Annotated in this window: 12 protein-coding genes; 2 read left to right on the top strand and 10 right to left on the bottom strand. The window is 73.2% G+C overall.

Annotation, left to right across the window (positions count from 1 at the left end; translation table 11 throughout):
- Positions 1-17 precede the first annotated feature (17 nt).
- The 9 genes from smc to ACH45N_RS09775 form a co-directional block, all read right to left on the bottom strand.
- The gene (gene smc / locus ACH45N_RS09815; protein WP_397393234.1) at positions 18-3851 is read right to left on the bottom strand and encodes a chromosome segregation protein SMC; all 3834 of its coding nucleotides are present in this window, start codon (positions 3849-3851) and stop codon (positions 18-20) included.
- Positions 3852-3969: 118 nt separating this feature from the next.
- Entirely contained in the window at positions 3970-4443 is a 474-nt protein-coding gene (gene ndk / locus ACH45N_RS09810; RefSeq protein ID WP_397393233.1) for a nucleoside-diphosphate kinase, read from the bottom strand.
- A gap of 88 nt (positions 4444-4531) precedes the next feature.
- Complete coding sequence (locus ACH45N_RS09805; protein WP_397393232.1) at positions 4532-4972, bottom strand: DUF4233 domain-containing protein; 441 nt, start codon at positions 4970-4972, stop codon at positions 4532-4534.
- Positions 4969-6654 (bottom strand): MDR family MFS transporter, encoded by a 1686-nt coding sequence (locus ACH45N_RS09800; protein ID WP_397393231.1) that lies wholly within the window; start codon positions 6652-6654, stop codon positions 4969-4971. Before ACH45N_RS09800 ends, ACH45N_RS09805 begins: the two co-directional genes overlap by 4 nt.
- Before the next feature lie 89 nt (positions 6655-6743).
- The gene (locus tag ACH45N_RS09795; protein ID WP_397393230.1) at positions 6744-7442 is read right to left on the bottom strand and encodes a TetR/AcrR family transcriptional regulator; all 699 of its coding nucleotides are present in this window, start codon (positions 7440-7442) and stop codon (positions 6744-6746) included.
- Positions 7443-7500: 58 nt separating this feature from the next.
- Positions 7501-8238 (bottom strand): HPr family phosphocarrier protein, encoded by a 738-nt coding sequence (locus ACH45N_RS09790; protein ID WP_397393229.1) that lies wholly within the window; start codon positions 8236-8238, stop codon positions 7501-7503.
- Positions 8235-8918: a dihydroxyacetone kinase subunit DhaL gene (dhaL, locus tag ACH45N_RS09785; RefSeq protein WP_397393228.1), complete on the bottom strand. Its 684-nt coding sequence runs from the start codon at positions 8916-8918 to the stop codon at positions 8235-8237. The genes ACH45N_RS09790 and dhaL overlap by 4 nt, the downstream gene beginning before the upstream one ends.
- 20 nt (positions 8919-8938) lie before the next feature.
- Entirely contained in the window at positions 8939-9934 is a 996-nt protein-coding gene (dhaK, locus tag ACH45N_RS09780) for a dihydroxyacetone kinase subunit DhaK (RefSeq protein WP_397393227.1), read from the bottom strand.
- A gap of 238 nt (positions 9935-10172) precedes the next feature.
- Positions 10173-11444 (bottom strand): bifunctional folylpolyglutamate synthase/dihydrofolate synthase, encoded by a 1272-nt coding sequence (locus ACH45N_RS09775; protein ID WP_397393843.1) that lies wholly within the window; start codon positions 11442-11444, stop codon positions 10173-10175.
- A 234-nt stretch (positions 11445-11678) separates the two neighbouring features.
- Between ACH45N_RS09775 and ACH45N_RS09770 the strand changes: the two genes are divergently transcribed.
- Together ACH45N_RS09770 and ACH45N_RS09765 are read left to right on the top strand one after the other, a co-directional pair.
- Positions 11679-12869: a hypothetical protein gene (locus ACH45N_RS09770; protein ID WP_397393226.1), complete on the top strand. Its 1191-nt coding sequence runs from the start codon at positions 11679-11681 to the stop codon at positions 12867-12869.
- Positions 12870-13172: 303 nt separating this feature from the next.
- A complete protein-coding gene (locus tag ACH45N_RS09765) occupies positions 13173-14408 on the top strand; it encodes a hypothetical protein (RefSeq protein ID WP_397393225.1) in 1236 nt (411 codons plus the stop codon).
- Between the two features lie 39 nt (positions 14409-14447).
- On the opposite strand, the gene ileS is transcribed toward ACH45N_RS09765, so the two are convergent.
- A complete protein-coding gene (ileS, locus tag ACH45N_RS09760; protein WP_397393224.1) occupies positions 14448-17759 on the bottom strand; it encodes an isoleucine--tRNA ligase in 3312 nt (1103 codons plus the stop codon).
- Positions 17760-17844: the final 85 nt, after the last annotated feature.

Genomic DNA, 17844 nt, shown 5'->3' with positions numbered 1-17844 from the left:
GTGCGAAAAATCACCCTCTATGAGGAGGGGACCACCTCGCGGTCGCCCATGCGCTGGCTGATGAGCGTCGTGACGCCGTCGCCGCGCATGGTCACGCCGTAGAGGGCGTCGGCCACCTCCATCGTGCGCTTCTGGTGCGTGATCACGATGAGCTGGCTGTCCTTCTGCAGCTCCTTGAAGATCTCGATGAGGCGACCGAGGTTCACGTCGTCCAGCGCGGCCTCGACCTCGTCCATGATGTAGAACGGGCTGGGCCTCGCCTTGAAGATCGAGACGAGGAACGCGACGGCCGCCAGCGACCGCTCGCCGCCGGAGAGCAGCGACAGCCGCTTGACCTTCTTGCCCGCCGGGCGCGCCTCGACCTCGATGCCCGTGGTCAGCAGGTTCTCGGGCTCGGTGAGCGTCAGCTTGCCCTCGCCGCCGGGGAACAGGCGGGGGAAGATCTCGAGGAACTTCGCCGCGGTGTCCTGGAAGGCCTCGGCGAACACCTGCTGCACGCGCTCGTCGATGTCGTCGACGATCTGGAGCAGGTCCTCGCGCGACTTCTTCAGGTCCGCGAGCTGGTCCACGAGGAACTGGTGCCGCTCCTCCAGGGCCGCGAACTCCTCCAGCGCCAACGGGTTCACCGCGCCGATGCGCGAGAGCGCCCGCTCGGCCTTCGCCAACCGGGCCTCCTGCTCCTCGCGCACGTACGGGACCGTTCGGTCCGGCTTCGGCGGTCCGGGGACGTCGTCCGCCGGGGCCTCCGCCACCTCGTCCTCGGCCGCGGGATCCTCCGGCTCGGCGCCGGCCGCCGCGACGATCACGGCGGTGGCCGCGGGGTCGTCGGGCCGGATCCCGGCCTCGTGCAGGGCGCGGGTCCGCGCGATGAGGGCGTCCTCGCGCGCCGCGGCACCGCGGGGCAGCGGCGGGTCGCCCTCGTAGCGGATGGCGTTGCCCTCCTCGTCCCGCTCGACCACGGCACGGCGCTTGCGGCCGCGCACCGCCACGTCGCCGTCGAACACCGGGACGGGCTGGTGCGGGCCGAACTCCTCGACCAGCACGTCGGGGTCCGTGCCGAGCTCCTCGGTGGCGCGCGTCCGGAGCTGCTCCAGGCGCAGGAGCTGCTGCGCACGGGCGACCTCGTCGCGGTGGGCGACGTCGGTCAGCTCGCGCAGCTCGGCCGTCAGGGACTCCACGCTCCCCCGGACGGCGACGAGCTGCTCCGAGCCGGCGGCGCGCGCCTCCTCGGCGGCCGCCTTGTCGGCGGCGGCGCGGTCCAGCGAGCGCGCGATGGCCTCCAGCGCCACGGCGACCGCCTGCTGCACCAGCACGGCGCGCGACGCGTCGCGGCGCCGCAGCTCCTCGCGCTCGGCGGCACGGGCGCGGGCCTCGCGCTCCTGCTCGGCCGCTGCGGCCAGCGCCTGCGCGCGGCCCGACACGGCGCGGGCGCGCTCCTCGGCGGTGCGCAGCGCCAGCCGGGCCTCGGTCTCGCGGGCGCGCGCGGCCGAGGCGGCAGCGGCGGCCTCGTCCCGCTCGGCCTGCAGCTCGTCGACCGAGCCCTCGTCGTCGGCGGGCTCCTCCTCGGCGATCGTCATGCGCTCGACGAGCGCCTCGAGCTCCATCTCGTCCTCGGCGCGCCGGGACTGCGCCTGGTCCAGCGCGGCCCGGTGCCGGTCGGCCTCGGCGCGGGCGGCCCGCGCGGCGGCGCCGAGCGAGCCGAGCTGCTCGGCGGCGGCGGCGCGGGCGGCGTCGGCCTCCCCGAGCCGGGCGAGCGTCTCGTCGTAGCGTTCCTGAGCCGCCGCGCGCTCGGCGCGGGCCCGCTCCAGGTGGGCCGAACCGTCGGTCTCGCGTGCGGCGGCCTCGTCCCGGGCCGCCTTGGCCTCGTCCAGCGCGGACTGCAGGTGCAGCACGCTCGGCGCGGCGGCCGAACCGCCCCACGCCCGCGTGGCGCCGAGCAGGTCGCCGGCGCGGGTCACCGCGACGACCGGCTGGTCCCGGACCAGCGCGCGGGCACGGGCGAGGTCGTCCACCACCACGACGTCGTGCAGGATGGTCCGCAGCGCGGCCGACGCGGGGCCTGCCACCTGGACCACGTCGGTGGCCCACCGGGCGCCGGCGGGCAGGTCGACGGCGGGGCGCTCGGCGGCGGGCGTCGTCCCGTCCGAGCCCACGACCAGGCTGGCCCGGCCCGCGTCCTCGTCGCGCAGCAGGCGCAGCGCGTCGACGGCCTCGTCGACGCCCGCCACGGCCACGGCGTCCGCCACCGGGCCGAGCGCTGCGGCGACCGCGTCCTCGAAGCCCGCCTCGATGCCCAGCAGCGCGGCCACCGAACCGAGGACACCCGGGTGGTGGGCCGCGAGCAGCGTGCCCGCGCCGTCCTTGCGGTCCAGGCTCAGCTCCAGCGCCTCGACCTTGGCGGCCGCGGAGCTGCGGTCCCGCTGCGCCGTCGTCACCTGCTCCTGGAGGCGCCGCACCTCGGCCTTGGCCAGCTCCAGCACCTCGGACGCCGCCTCGTGCGCGACGTCGAGCCCTTCGCCGTCCCCCTCGACCCCGCCGACCTCGGTCTCGAGGGCCGAGAGCTCGCGGGAGGACTCCTCCACGCGCTGCTCGGCCTCCAGCAGCGCGTCGCGCAGCCGGTCGAGCTCCGACTGGGCGGCCTCGACCCTGCTGCGGCGCGCGGCGACCTGGCCGGCGAGGCGCGCGAGGCCCTCGCGGCGGTCCGCGGCGGCGCGCAGCAGCGCGGCGTGCGAGCGCTCGGCGGCCTGGGCGGCCGCCTCGGCCTCCGCCCGGACGTCGACGGCGGACTCGACGGTCTCCCGCGCGATGGCGACCTCGGTGGCCAGCTCCTCCTCGCTCGCGCGGGAGCGGGCGGCCTGGGCCTCCAGGTCGTCCGGGTCCTGGCCCTGGTGGGCGGGTTCGGCGGTGCCGAGCAGCCGGGCGCGCTCCCCCGCCAGCGACTGCAGGCTGCGCAGGCGCTCCCTGGTCTGGGACAGCGCGAAGACGGTGTCGCCCGCCTCGCTGACCTGCTGCGACTCGGCCGACGTCGCGGCCTCCAGGCGGGCCAGCAGGCCGCGCGCCTCGGTCAGCGCCGCCTCGGTCTCGGCCTGCCGCTGCTTGAGCGACCGCTCGTCGGCGCTCTCCTGCTCAAGCTGCGCGGTGAGCTGGGCCAGGTCGTCGGCGAGCAGGCGCGACTTCGCGTCGCGCAGGTCGCGCTGCACGGTCTGGGCCTTGCGGGCCGCCTCGGCCTGCCGGCCCAGCGGGCCGAGCTGGCGGCGCAGCTCGGCCGTCAGGTCGCCCAGGCGCGCCAGGTTGCCCTGCATCGCGTCGAGCTTGCGGAGCGCCTTCTCCTTGCGCTTGCGGTGCTTGAGGACGCCCGCGGCCTCCTCGATGAAACCGCGGCGCTCCTCCGGCGTGGCACGCAGCACGGCGTCGAGCTGCCCCTGCCCCACCACGACGTGCATCTCGCGGCCGATGCCGGAGTCGCTCAGGAGCTCCTGGATGTCCAGCAGGCGGCAGCTGTTGCCGTTGATCGCGTACTCGGAACCGCCGCTGCGGAACAGCGTGCGGGAGATCGTGACCTCGGTGTAGTCGATCGGCAGCGCGCCGTCGGTGTTGTCGATCGTCAGCGCGACCTCGGCGCGGCCCAGGGGCGCGCGGCCGGACGTGCCGGCGAAGATGACGTCGTCCATCTTGCCGCCGCGCAGCGACTTGGCACCTTGCTCACCCATGACCCAGGAGAGCGCGTCGACCACGTTGGACTTGCCGGAGCCGTTCGGGCCCACCACGCAGGTGATGCCCGGCTCGAGCTCGAGGGTGGTCGCCGACGCGAAGGACTTGAAGCCCCGGAGCGTGAGCGTCTTGAGATGCACTCGGTGAGCCTAACTGTGAACGCGGTCTGAACGTCGGACGTACCGCCGGGATACGCCGAAGCGGCACCCGAGTACCTCGGCAGGGTGCCGCTTCGACGGACGTGCGGTGCGGGGGCGGTCAGCCCAGCTCGGGGAACCAGAGGGAGATCTCGCGCGCCGCCGACTCCGCGGAGTCGGAGCCATGCACGAGGTTCTGCTGCACCGTGGTGCCCCAGTCGCGGCCCAGGTCGCCGCGGATGGTGCCGGGGGCGGCGTCGGTCGGGTTGGTGGCGCCGGCCAGCGAGCGGAAGCCAGGGATCACGCCCTGGCCCTCGGCCACGACGGCCAGGACCGGGCCCGACATCATGAACTCGACCAGCGGGGCGTAGAACGGCTTGCCCTCGTGCTCGGCGTAGTGCGCGGCCAGCAGCTCGGTCGTGGCGTCCTTGAGCTGCACGGCGCGCAGCGTGTAGCCCTTGGCCTCGATGCGGCGCAGGATCTCGCCGGACAGGCCGCGGCGCACGCCGTCCGGCTTGACGAGGACGAGGGTGCGCTCGGCCACGGGCTGCGTCGAGGCCTCCGTGGGCAGGGTCTTCTCTGCGACGTCGGTCATGACCCAACCCTATCGGGACCCCGACCCCTCCCCGGAACGCGCCGGACGCCCGGGCCACCGTGGGTGGCCCGGGCGTCCGGGTGTTCGATCAGGGCGTGTTGGGCGCCGTCTCGGGGTGGGCGGCGTCGTACTCCGCCCGCTCCCGGTCCACGCGCGCGCCGAGCCGCAGCGCGTAGAACCACAGCACCACGAAGATCCCGCCGACGAAGTACATCATCGGCAGCAGCAGGCCCATGGCGAGCACCGGGAGCTGGGCGAGGGTCCCCGCCGCCCGGCCCGTCGTGCTGCCCTGGGCCCGCGACAGGATCACGAGCACCAGGCAGAGGACCCCGCCGAGCGCCCAGATCGCGCCGCCCGACTCGATGCGCAGCGCGCCGCGCCCGAACTCCGAGTCACGCAGGGCCCACACCACCAGGGTCGCGAACAGCACGAGGAACACCTCGAGCAGCAGCGTGGTGGAGGTGAACTGCACCAGCGCGGACTTCTTGGCCTTGATGCGGTCGCCGGGGGCGGGACGGTCCTTGCTCACCGGTTCAGGATATCCGTCTCCTTGCGGTCCCCGTCCCGGCCGGCGTCGGGCGCGGCGTCGCCGTCGAGGACCGCGACCCCGCCGCCCACGGCGACGGGCTCGGTGGCGCCCTCCATGACGGCCTCGCCGCGGGCGACCATGCCCGCCTGGTTGGACAGCTTGACCTCCTTGAGGAACAGCGCGAGCACGAGGCCGACGACGACCAGCGGCACCAGGTACCAGAACGCCGGGGCGAGCGAGTCCGCGAAGGCGTCGACCACGCCGCTGCGCAGCGGCTCGGGGAGCTGCTGGACGATCTGCGGCGTCAGGCCGGAGCCACCGCCCGCGGGCGCGGCGCCCTCCGGGAGGCCCTCGAAGACGCCCTGCAGGTTGTCCGTGAGGCGCGAGGTGAACACCGTGGTGAACGCCGCGGTGCCCACGGCCGCGCCGATCTCCCGGAAGAAGTTGTTCGACGACGTCGCCGTGCCCAGCTCGTGCGGGTCCACCGAGTTCTGCACGGCGAGCACGATGGTCTGCATGATCAGGCCCATGCCGGCGCCGAGCACGAAGATCATGGCGCCGAACAGCCACAGCGACATGCCGCCCTCGAGCCGGGTCAGCCAGATCATGCCGAGGATCGTGATCGCGAGGCCCGCCACCGGGAACATCTTGTAGCGGCCCGTCCTCGAGATCGCGAAGCCCGAGACGATCGAGGTCAGCATCACGCCGGCCATCATCGGGAGCATCAGCAGGCCGGACTCCGTGACGCCGGCGCCGGCCGACATCTGCAGGAACGTCGGGAGCATCGCCATGGCGGAGAACATGCCCATGCCGAGCACGAGGCCGATGAGCGTGGTGATGGTGAACGTGCGGTTCTTGAACAGCCGCAGCGGGATGAGCGGCTCCGCCACGCGGTTCTCGATGACGATGAAGAGACCCACCAGCACCGCCGTGCCGAGCAGCACGCCGAGCAGCGTCGGGTCGGACCAGTCGTAGCCGTCGTGGCCGAGCGACTCCCAGCTCGTCAGCAGCACGATGCCGGTGGTGCCGAGCGCCATCGTCAGGATGCCGCCCCAGTCCGTGGGCCGGCCCGAGCGGTGCGAGGGCAGCTTGAGCGCGAAGTACGCGATGAACCACGCCGCGATGCCGATCGGCACGTTGATCCAGAAGGTCCAGCGCCAGCCGGGGCCGTCGGTGAGCCAGCCGCCGAGCAGCGGGCCGGCGACGGCGGAGATGCCGAACAGGGCGCCCATCGGGCCCATGTACTTGCCGCGGTCGGACGCCGGGATGATGTCGGCGATGATCGCCTGGGACAGGATCATCAGGCCACCGCCGCCGAGGCCCTGCACGGCGCGCCAGGCCACGAGGGCCTCGAACGACTGCGCCATGCCGCCGCCGAGCGACGCGACCACGAAGAGGCCGACGGCCACGAGGAACGGCCAGCGCCGGCCGTAGAGGTCACCGAACTTGCCGTACAGCGGCATCGCGATCGCGATCGCGAGGATGTAGGCCGTGATGACCCAGCCCTGGTGCTCCACGCCGTTCAGCTCGCCCACGATGGTGGGCATGGCGGTGCCGACGATGGTCTGGTCCAGGGAGGACAGGAACATGGAGGCCATCAGGGCCCCGAAGATCAGCCAGATCGTGCGCTGGTTCAGTACGACCAGCGGCTTGTCCGGCGCCGTGGTCACGGCGTGGCTCATGGAGGTGCCTTTCTGGGGGTCAGGTCGGGAGAGGTGCGGGAGGTGCGGGAGGTGCGGGAGGTGCGGGAGGTGCGGGAGGCGCGGGAGGTTCAGCGGTCGAGGTCGGCCGCGACGAGGTCGACGAGCTGCGCGACGGCAGCGGGCAGGTGGTCGGCCGGGTTGCCGGTGTAGCCGGCGTGCTCCCAGGCGACGAGGGCTGTGCGGAGCATGAGCAGGACGAGCATCGTGAGCAGCTCCGTGTCGGCGCCGAACGGGACGGTGGCCCGGCGCGCCTCGAACAGCTCGCCGAGCCGGCTCTTGTGCCGGTCCATCCAGACCACGTGGCGCCGTAGCAGGGCCGGTTCCTGCTGCATGAGGTCCATGGCCCGCATCACCCGGTCGTGGGCCTCGCCGGCCGGCGCGAGCAGGGCGGCGACCACGACCTGGAGGTCGGACAGCAGGCGGCCCGTCGGGCCGCCCTCGACGAACGTGCGGATGACGTCCTCGGGCAGACCCGTGTCCTCCGCGCCGAGCACGGCGTCGTCCTTGGACTCGAAGTAGTTGAAGAACGTGCGGGGCGAGACGTCGGCCTCGGCGCTGATCATCTCGACGGTCACGGCGTCGAGGCCGTGCTCGGTGACGAGGTTCTGCGCCGCGTCGATCAGGGCCGCGCGCCGCGCGCGCTTCTTGCGCTCGCGCAGCCCCTGCTCGGCGGGTGAGCCCTCCAGCGCGGACACGAGCTCGCGCAGGTCCGGGCTGGATCCGTGCTCAGCGGGCGCGATGGTCTCGCGCGAGGAGGTGGGGGCCATGCGTCAATTCTTGCACCCCGCGCAAAAATTCATCAACTGCAAAAAGACGAGACCGCGGTCACACCTCGCCGAACCCGGACTCGATCATCTCCACGACGGTCGTCACGGCCTCCGCGGCGCCGTCGCCGGTGGCCTCGACGCGCAGCTCGCGGCCCTGCGTGGCGCCCAGCGCCATGAGCTGGAGCACGCTGGAGGCGTCCACGCCGTCGATGGTCACGCTCGCGCCCAGCTCGGCCACCTTGCGCGACACCAGCGCCGCCGGGCGGGCGTGCAGGCCCAGCGGGTTGCGGACCGTCACGGTGCGGGAGCCCTCTGCCGCCGGGGCCGACGGCGCGTCGCCCGCCGCGGGCGACTGCGCGGTCTCGAGCGCCGCGAACATCCCCACCGCCGCGTTGGCCGACGCCAGGACGGCGTCCCGGTCGGCACCGCCGTGCGCCGTCACGGCCGCGGCGACCGCGCCCTCGACGAACGGGGCGCGCGCCAGCACGGCGTGCTCGGCCAGGGTGTCGTCCAGCTCCAGGGCCGCCTCGACCGTCAGCACCGAGGACCCGAGGTCCCCGAGCACGACGACGCCGCCGCCGGCGGCACCGGCGCCCGCACCCGCGTCGGCCAGGACGGCGAGGACCTCCTCCAGGGTTTTCTGGATCGCGTCGAGCGAGGTGCCCAGCCCGCCGTCCGGCCCGCCGCCCACGCCGCGGACCAGCACGTCGGGCGCCATCTGCCCGGCGAGCTCCGCCGCCCCGCGCGCCAGCTCGGCGGAGTGCGAGACGAGGATCAGTGCGACCCGCGCCGTCATGCCGCGCCGCGGGGGTCGGCCGACTCCGGACCGGCGAGGGCCGCGGCCAGCGCCGCGCCCAGGACCAGGGCGGTGGAGCGCGCGCCCGGGTCCTCGTGCCCCGCGCTGCGCTCGCCGAGGTAGGAGGCCCGGCCCTTGGTCGCGACCATCGGGATGGTGCCCGTCGCCGCCTTGTCGGCCGCCTCGGCCGCCGCGCGCAGCACGTCCACCTCGGACCCGCCGTCGCCCGCCGCGGCCTCGGCCGCGTCGACCGCCGCCTGCCACGCGTCGACCATCGTCTTCTCCCCCACCGTCGCCTTGCCGCGCGAGGACACGCCCTCGAGCGCGGCCTCCAGCACGGCGACGACGGCCGGCGGGTCGATCTGCGGGCGGCCCGAGACCTTCGCCGCGCGCAGGTACGCCGTGCCGTACAGCGGGCCGGACGCGCCGCCGACCGTGGACATCAGGGTCGTCGCCACGAGCTTGAGCACGTCACCGACGGTCCGCTCGTCCGCGCCGCCGGGCTGGGCCGCCGGGTCGTCGAGCCGCGCCACCACGGCGTGGAAGCCGCGATGCATGTTCTCGCCGTGGTCACCGTCGCCGATCTGCCGGTCGAGCTCCGTGAGCTCGTCCTTCGCGTCCGCGATCGCGTCCGCCGTGCGGCGCACCCATCGCTCCGCCCAGTCCGCGTCCAGCGCCATGTCTCGGAACCCTTCTCGTCTCACCACCGGAGTGCTGCAGTGTTCACCGGCGCGTCCCAGAGGGCCTCCAGCTCGTCGTCCAGCCGGAGGACGGTGACCGATGCCCCCTGCATCTCGAGGGACGTCACGTAGTTGCCCACCAGCGACCGGGAGACCGTGACGCCGCGCTCCTCGAGAAGGCGCCGCGCTCGACCATAGACCACGTAGAGCTCGGAGAGCGGGGTGCCGCCCATACCGTTGACGAACAGCAACACTCGGTCGCCGCCGTCCAGGGCGAGGTCGTCGGCCACCGGGGTCAGGAGCATCTCCGTGACCTGGTCGGCGCCGACCGCCGGCACGCGGTGCCGGCCGGGCTCGCCGTGGATGCCGATGCCCACCTCGATCTCGTCCTCGCCCAGGTCGAAGCTGGGCCGGCCCACGTGCGGGACGGTCGGCGCGGCCAGCGCCACGCCCATGGTCCGGACGTTCGCGATCACCCGTTCGGCCACGGCGGTCACGCCCGCGAGGTCCGCGCCCCGGGCCGCGGCGGCGCCCGCGATCTTCTCGACGGCGACGGTGCCGGCCACCCCGCGCCGGCCGGCGGTGTAGAGCGAGTCCTCGACGGCGACGTCGTCGTTCACGAGCACCGAGGCGACCTCGACCCCCTCCGCCTCGGCGAGCTCCACCGCGGTCTCGAAGTTCAGCACGTCGCCCGTGTAGTTCTTGACGATCGTGAGCACCCCGGCACCGCCGTCGGCGGCCTGGATCGCGGGCTGGATCTGGTCCGGCGTCGGCGAGGTGAACACGGCGCCCGGGACCGCGGCGTCGAGCATGCCGTCCCCGACGAAGCCCGCGTGCAGGGGCTCGTGCCCCGACCCGCCGCCGCTGACCAGCCCGACCTTTCCGGTGACCGCACCTCCGGCGCGGCTGACGAAGACCGGTGAGGTACTGACCTGCACCAGGTCCGCGTGCGCGAGCGCGAAGCCGGCCAGGGAGTCGGCGACGGCGTCAGCGGGATCGTTCAGCAGCTTCTTCACGGCGACCTCCTCGCGGGACTGTGCGGCCCGGCGACGGCGCCGGGCCCGCGAACACGTCCCCTGGGGTTCATGTAACACCACGCCGGGCCGGGGCGTACAGGAGAGGCGGGGCCGGGCGCACACGTCACCCGGGTGACGTGTGCGCCCGGGGCGCGGACGGCGCTCGTGCTCGGGCGCGACGGGCGCTCGTGCTCGGGCGCGACAGGCGCCCGTGCTCGGGCGCGGCCTACGCTCGTCGTCAGACGCGGCCGACCAGGATGCGGGCGTCCGCGACCGTGACCACGGAGCCGGTCACGAGCACGCCCGTGCCGGCGGCGGCGCCCGCCGTCTCGTCGGCCTCCGCCAGGTCCGCCGCGACCTGGAGCGCCTCGTCGAGCCGGTCGGCCACGTGCACGCGGTCCTCGCCGAACACCTCGCGCGCCACCTCGGCGAGGTCCTCCGGCTCGGCGGACCGGTCCGAGGAGTTCCGGGTGACCACGATCTCCGCGATCACGGGCTCCAGGACGGAGAGGAAGCCCTCGGAGTCCTTGTCCGCCATGACCGCGACGACGGCTACGACCCGCTCCAGGTTGAACGACTCCCCGAGCGCGTCCACCATCGCCTCCGCGCCGGCCGGGTTGTGCGCGACGTCGACCAGCACCGTGGGGCTGGAGCGCACCACCTCGAGCCGGCCCGGGGCGTCGACGTCGGCGAACGCGGCCTCGACGATCTCGGCGCCCAGCGCGCGGCCGCCGCTGAGCAGGGCCTCCGTGGCCGCGAGCGCCAGCAGCGCGTTGTGCGCCTGGTGCGCCCCGTGCAGGGGCAGGAAGATCTCGGTGTAGACGCCGGCGGGGGTGCGCAGGTCGAGGAGCTGGCCGCCGACGGCGATGCGCCGGTCGGCGACGTCCAGGTCGACGCCCTCGCGGATCAGGTGGGCGTTGACGGAGTGCGCGCGGGCGAGGATCGGTTCGATCGCGGCGTCGGGCTGCTCGGCGATGACCGCGACGGCGTCCTTCTTGATGATCCCGGACTTCTCGGTGGCGATCTCCTCGATCGTGGAGCCGAGCCAGCGCTCGTGGTCCATGGCGACGGGCGTGATGACGGCGACCTCGCCGTCGACCACGTTGGTGGAGTCCCAGGTGCCGCCCATGCCGACCTCGATGATCGCGACGTCGACGGGCGCGTCGGCGAACGCGGCGAAGGCCATGACGGTGAGCACCTCGAAGAAGCTCAGGCGCGGCCCGCCGTTCTCCTGGGACTCGCGGTCGGCGACGCCGATGTAGGGCGCGACGTCCTCGAACACCTCGACGAACCGCTCGGGCGTCAGGGGCTCGCCGTCCACGGCGATGCGCTCCGTGACGCTCGTCAGGTGCGGGGAGGTGAACCGGCCGGTGCGCAGCCCGTGCTCGCGCACCAGGCGCTCGACCATGCGGGCCGTCGAGGACTTGCCGTTGGTCCCGGTGATGTGGACGGTCCGGTAGGCGCGATGCGGGTCGCCGAGGAGCTCGAGGACGCGCTCGACGCGGGCCATGGTGGGGTCGATGTCGTGCTCGGGAGCACGCGACAGGATCTCCTTGTAGACCGCGTTCAGCGCCTCTTGGATCGCGGGGTCGGTGTTCTCGGCGCCGCGGCTGGTACCGCGTCGGTTCTTCCGCGGGTTCTTCTGGGAGTCGTCCACCCTCAGAGGATAGTTTCCGCTCGGGCCGCGGACCGCCACGGTGCCCTATCCTGCGAGAACGCTCGATCGGCCGCGCGAGGAGGTGTTGTGCCCGACCCTGGATCGCACGTCCCGCACCGTCTCGTCGAAGCCACGGCGATGCTCTCCAAGGTCCCGTCGTCGATCCCTGTCGTGGTCCTGCCGGATGACGTCCTGACCTGGACGGCCGGACCCGTGCCGGTACTGATCCGGCACGGTGGGCACAGCGGCCCTGCCTGGGCGTGGGCAGAGCGCGCGTGGGACGGCTCTGACGCCCCCTCCGGCCGAGTCGACGGGCAGGAAGAGAGCACGCCGGCGTTCTGGCTCAGCCGGCTCGCGATCGAGCGCCTCGGTCTCGGCCCGGGGACGGCGGCGGTCTCGCTCGCGATCCCGGAGCCGAAGACGCTCCGGCCCGTGCTCCCGCTCGTGCACGACGTCCCCGGCAACGACGAGGTTCAGGTCGCACCCGTCGAGGCCAGCGGTCCGAGCCGCCAGATCATGGTGCACAACGGGGTGGCTGCATGGGTCACCCTCGTACCCCGTGCACACGTCCGGCCCGGGACCGCACGTATCTCCAACCAGCTGCGCGTGATCACCGGACAGACATCGTCCGGCGCGATCGCCACCGACGCGCTGTTCTTCCAGCCCGTCGCCGGAGCACCGCGCCCTCGACGTCGGGTACGCACGTTCGCCTCCCTGCGGACTCGTCTCCGGTCGGCCACGGAGCACGGCCTGCGGTGGTTCTTCCTCGCGCCGGAGCAGTCGTTCCGCGTCGCACCCGCTCACCCCGACGACGAGCACCAGCACGTCGTCGCCCTGCACGAGGTCGCGCTGTCACGGCTGGGCGTGCGCTCCGGAGACGACGTCATCCTTCGCTGGGGCACGACGGAGGTCGAGGTCCCTGCCGTCGCCGACCACGCACCCGTTGCTTCCGGGCCTTCGGACCACACACCCGACCCGACGAGGCCGCCGCCGGCCCGCGACATGCCACCGCACCTGGCAGCACGGGTCCCGACTGCGCTCCGGCACGTCATGGACCTGCCGGGAGCATCCGTCATCACCGTCCGCCGGAGCACACGGTCGGTACTGGCCAGAAACCTCAACAGCCTGGTCATCCCCGTCGCCTCATTGGCTCTCGCCGGCGCGGCCCTCAACGACCCGAACTGGGCTCTGCTCACCTGCGGCGCTGTCGCGACCGCCGTCCTGGGCCTGAGCCGACTACGGATGGGGAACCGGCGAGCAGTGCGGCTCAGGGACTGACTCCTCCGAGGTGCTCCGGGAAACGGATGTACCCGCCGAGCAGGTAACGCTGAGGTAGCAGTGCTACGTCAGCGTTACACCCTCCGCTGCGTCGTCGCCCCGCCGGAGGCGCCTGGCCGGCTGAGCTGCGTTCAGCACGGCTGGACACGGGAGACGGTCGCAGACGGCCTGCTGAACGCGCGTCAGCCCACGGGCACTCCGGGCGAACCACACGTCTGTGTTGCGGCATTTCACCCTGTCGAGAACGATGACACCGCGGCGTCGGACGTGATGCGCAGGGTTCGTCGAGGGGGAACCAACAGCATGGGACGAAAGAGCACGGTGCACCGCACGATCGTCGTCGGGGTCGCCGCGGCGGCGCTCGCCGCGTCGGTGGTGGTCTCGGTTCCGGCGACGGCCGGGGGTCTCGACCAAGGGTCGGCGAACGCTGCCCTGGAGTCAGCCGTCGACCACACCGCGCACGCCGCGACGGCGCTGGCCGGCGCTCCCGGTTATGCCGGTGTCGCCGTCGACTACGACGCCGCGCGCGTGACCGTCTCCTGGAAGGGTGACGCCCCGGCCGCCGTCGGCGCGCTCGCGGAGGACGTGCCCGCGGGGGTGACCGTCGACGTCGCGCGGGCCGCGCTGAGCGAGGCGGACCTGCACACGGCGAGCACCCGGCTGCTGGACGGCCAGCGGGCGGCGCACGGCCCGGACGCCGTGGTCGCGGCGATGCCGGCCGGCGACTACGCCGGCCTGGTGGTCGAGGTCAGCCGGGACTCGGCCGCCGCCCGGACGGCAGGCCTGGCCGAGAACCTGGCGGCCGAGGCCGGTGTCCCGGTCCAGGTCGAGCTCGTCGACGACGGCGTGCAGCCCACCGCCGTCAGCCGCCGGAACGACGCCGCGCCGTGGAGCGCCGGCGGCGCGATGGCCACCAGCAGCGGCTCCGACTACTGCACCACGGGCTTCTCGATCGTCACCGCAGCGGGCAACCACAAGATCGTCAGCGCGGCGCACTGCAACGCCGGCATCGGCTCCCTGGTGCGCGACGGCGAGGGCCAGCAGCTCGGCAAGGTCACCAACCGCGCCCTCGAGATCGACGCCGAGCTCATCGACCCGGTCGGCGAGCCCGAGACGTCGGGCTCGGTGTTCGGCGGGCCGTGGAACGCGTCGAGCGTCAACGCGCGCTACAGGTTCCCCGTCGTCGGCGTGCAGCAGCCCGCCGTGGGCCAGAACATCTGCTCCTCCGGGGCCGTCACGGGCGAGCACTGCGGGGCCAAGGTCCGCGCCGTCGACGTCGCGTGGAGCTGCGGCAAGAAGACCTGCCACGGCTTCCGGGCCAGCCGGGACGACGGCGGCGTCGTCGTGGGCGGCGGCGACAGCGGCGGGCCGATGTACGCCGTCATCGACGGCAAGGCGTACGCCCGCGGCATGATCGACGGCGGCTCCAACCGCCACAGCTGCGGCAGCACCTCGGTGACCACGCAGTGCTTCTCGTACGTCTACGGCATCCCGATGGTGGACATCCTCGCCAAGTGGGACGCCCGCATCGACAGCTGACGCCGCCCGCGGTGCGCGGGCGGCGTCAGCCGACGGGGATCAGGCCTTGGCGACCGTCACGGCGCGCTCCGGCCCGGCGGTCACGCTGAGCGTCTCCGCCAGGGTCTCGCGGGAGACCAGGTCGCGGTGCGCCTCGACGGCGGCGACCCACTCGGCGGGAACCGTGAGGTCCAGCGTGATGCGGTCGGCGACCTGCAGGCCCGCGGCCTTGCGCGCGTCCTGCACGTCCCGCACCACGTCGCGGGCGTAGCCCTCCGCCAGCAGCGCGTCGTCGAGCTCGAGGTCGAGCACCACGAACCCGCCGCCCGCCAGCACGCTCGCCGCCGTGGTGGGCTCCGCGGCGGCGTCGGCCCCGGCGGTGTCGCCGGCGACGACGGTGGTCAGCTCGTACTCGCTCTCGAGCAGCTCCACGTCGCCGTCCGCCGTCGCGACCACCACGGCTCCCGTACCGGACACCGACCAGGCGCCGGACTTCGCCGCCTTGATCACGGCCTGCACGCCGCGGCCCAGGCGCGGCCCGGCCGCGCGGGCGTTGACCGCGAGCCGCTCGGTGACGCCGAACGACGCCGCGACCTCGGGCGAGAACGCGACGAGGCGCACCTCCTTGACGTTCAGCTCCGTCTCCAGCAGCCCGGTGAACGGCGCGACGCCGTCCGGGTCCGCGACGGCCACGACGAGCGACCGCAGCGGCTGCCGCACGCGCAGCTTGTTCGCCTTGCGCAGCGCGAGGGTCTGCGACACCACGGCTCGCGCGGACTCGACGGCGGCCACGAGCGCGTCGTCGGCCACGAGGACCTCGCCCTCGCGCGAGCCCTCCGCCAGCGACGGCCAGTCCGTCAGGTGCACGGAGCGCTCGCCGGTCAGGCCGCGCCAGACCTCCTCCGTGAGCAGCGGCGCGAGCGGCGCCATGACCCGGCACAGCACCTCCAGCGCGGTGGACAGGGTGTCGAACGCGTCGGCGTCCTCGGCCCAGAAGCGGTCGCGCTGGGTGCGCACGTACCAGTTGGTCAGGGCGTCGAGGTACTGGCGCACCGAGTCGCAGGCACCCGCGATGTCGTACGTGTCGAGCTGCTCGGTCACGTCGGCGAGCAGGCCGCGCGTGCGCGCCAGCAGGTACCGGTCCATGACGGGCAGGCCGGCCACGCGCTCCGCCGTCAGCGGCTGCGCCGCGTAGCCCGCGCCGTCGTTCGCGGCGTTGGCGTACAGCGTGAAGAAGTAGTACGTGCTCCACAGCGGCAGCAGCACCTGGCGGACGGCGTCGCGGATGCCGTCCTCCGTGACGATGAGGTTGCCGCCGCGCAGGATCGGCGAGGCCATGAGGAACCAGCGCATCGCGTCGGATCCGTCACGGTCGAAGACCTCGTTGACGTCCGGGTAGTTCTTCAGCGACTTGCTCATCTTGCGACCGTCGGAGCCCAGCACGATGCCGTGCGAGACCGCCGTCTTGAACGCGGGCCGGTCGAACAGCGCCGTGGACAGCACGTGCATCATGTAGAACCAGCCGCGCGTCTGGCCGATGTACTCCACGATGAAGTCGCCCGGGAAGTGGTGCTCGAACCAGTCCGCGTTCTCGAACGGGTAGTGCACCTGGCCGTAGGGCATGGAGCCGGAGTCGAACCAGACGTCCAGCACGTCCTCGACGCGGCGCATCGTGGACTGCCCGCTCGGGTCGTCCGGGTTGGGCCGGGTCAGGTCGTCGACGAACGGCCGGTGCAGGTTCGGCTTGCCGTCCTGGTCCAGCGGCAGCCGCCCGAAGTCCTTCTCCAGGTCCTCGAACGACCCGTAGACGTCGATCCGCGGGTAGGCCGGGTTGTCGCTCTTCCACACCGGCACGGGCGAGCCCCAGAACCGGTTGCGCGTGATCGACCAGTCGCGGGCGTTCTCCAGCCACTTGCCGAACTGGCCGTCCTTGATGTGGTCGGGCACCCAGGTGATCTCCTGGTTCAGCTCGCCCATGCGGTCCTTGAACTTCGTGACCTCGACGAACCACGAGGACACGCCCATGTAGATCAGCGGGTTGCGGCAGCGCCAGCAGTGCGGGTAGGAGTGCGCGTACTGCTCGCGGCGCAGCAGCACCGTGCCCGGCGTGGTCCGCCCGGCCTCGTCGTCGCCCGCGCCGCGCGTGCGCGCCTTGAGGTGGTCGATGATCGGGGCGTTCGCCGCGAAGACCTGCAGGCCCGCGTACTCCTCGACGGGGAACGTGAACGCGCCGTCGGCGCCCACGGGGATCACCGGGTCCACACCCTCGCGGTCGCTGACCTGCTTGTCCTCCTCACCGAAGGCGCCGGCGTTGTGCACCAGGCCGGTGCCGTCGGTCGTGGTGACGAAGTCGGCCTCGACCACGCGATGCGCGCCCGGGTGACCCTCGAAGTAGGAGAACGGGGGCTCGTAGGCCGCGCCCAGCAGGTCGCTCCCCTTGAGGCGTCCGACGACGGTGGGCTCGTCGTTGCCCTCGTCCGTGAGCTCGCGGGCGTACGCCGCCACGCGCGCCTCCGCGAGCACGTACCGCTGCGGGGTGCCGGTGAAGGACGACTCGACGATCGCGTAGTCGACGTCCGGCCCCACCATGACCAGCAGGTTGGACGGCAGGGTCCACGGCGTCGTGGTCCAGATGAGCAGGTGGTCGTCCGCACGCAGCGTGTCCGCGCCCTCGGGCACCTCGGTGACCCGGAAGCCGACCGTGACAGCCGGGTCCTGGCGCTGCTGGTAGACGTCGTCGTCCATGCGCAGCTCGTGGTTGCTCAGCGGCGTCTGGTCGTTCCAGCAGTAGGGCAGCACCCGGAAGCCCTCGTAGATCAGACCCTTGTCGAACAGCGACTTGAAGGCCCAGATCACGCTCTCCATGAACGTCGGGTTCAGGGTCTTGTAGTCGTTCTCGAAGTCCACCCACCGCGCCTGGCGCGTGACGTAGGTGCGCCACTCGTCGGTGTACTTGAGCACGCTGGAGCGGCAGGCCTCGTTGAACTTGTCGATGCCGAGCTCGACGATCTCTTCCTTGGTCTTGATGCCGAGCTGGCTCATCGCCTCCAGCTCCGCCGGCAGGCCGTGCGTGTCCCAGCCGAAGCGGCGCTCGACGCGCTGCCCCTTCATGGTCCGGTAGCGCGGCACGACGTCCTTGGCGTACCCGGTCAGCAGGTGGCCGTAGTGCGGCAGGCCGTTGGCGAACGGCGGGCCGTCGTAGAAGACGAACTCGTTGCTGCCGTTCTCGCCGGCCGGGCGGGCGGCGACCGACGCGCGGAAGGTGTCGTCCTGCTCCCAGTACGCGAGGATGTCGCGCTCGAGGTCGGGCAGGCTGGGCGAGGCGGGGACGGCGCTCTCGGCGTCGCTGGGACGGTGCAGCGGATAGGCCATGGTTCTTCTGGCTCCTGGCGGGTACGCGGTTCGGCAGCAGGTGGACTTCTGTGGTGCTCTGCTGCGAGGACGCCGCACCTGGGTG

The organism is Promicromonospora sp. NPDC019610, assembly GCF_044389365.1.
Classification (GTDB): Bacteria; Actinomycetota; Actinomycetes; order Actinomycetales; family Cellulomonadaceae; genus Promicromonospora.
The sequence above is the reverse complement of the archived record's forward strand: the minus strand, read 5'-3'. Positions and strand labels throughout refer to the sequence as shown.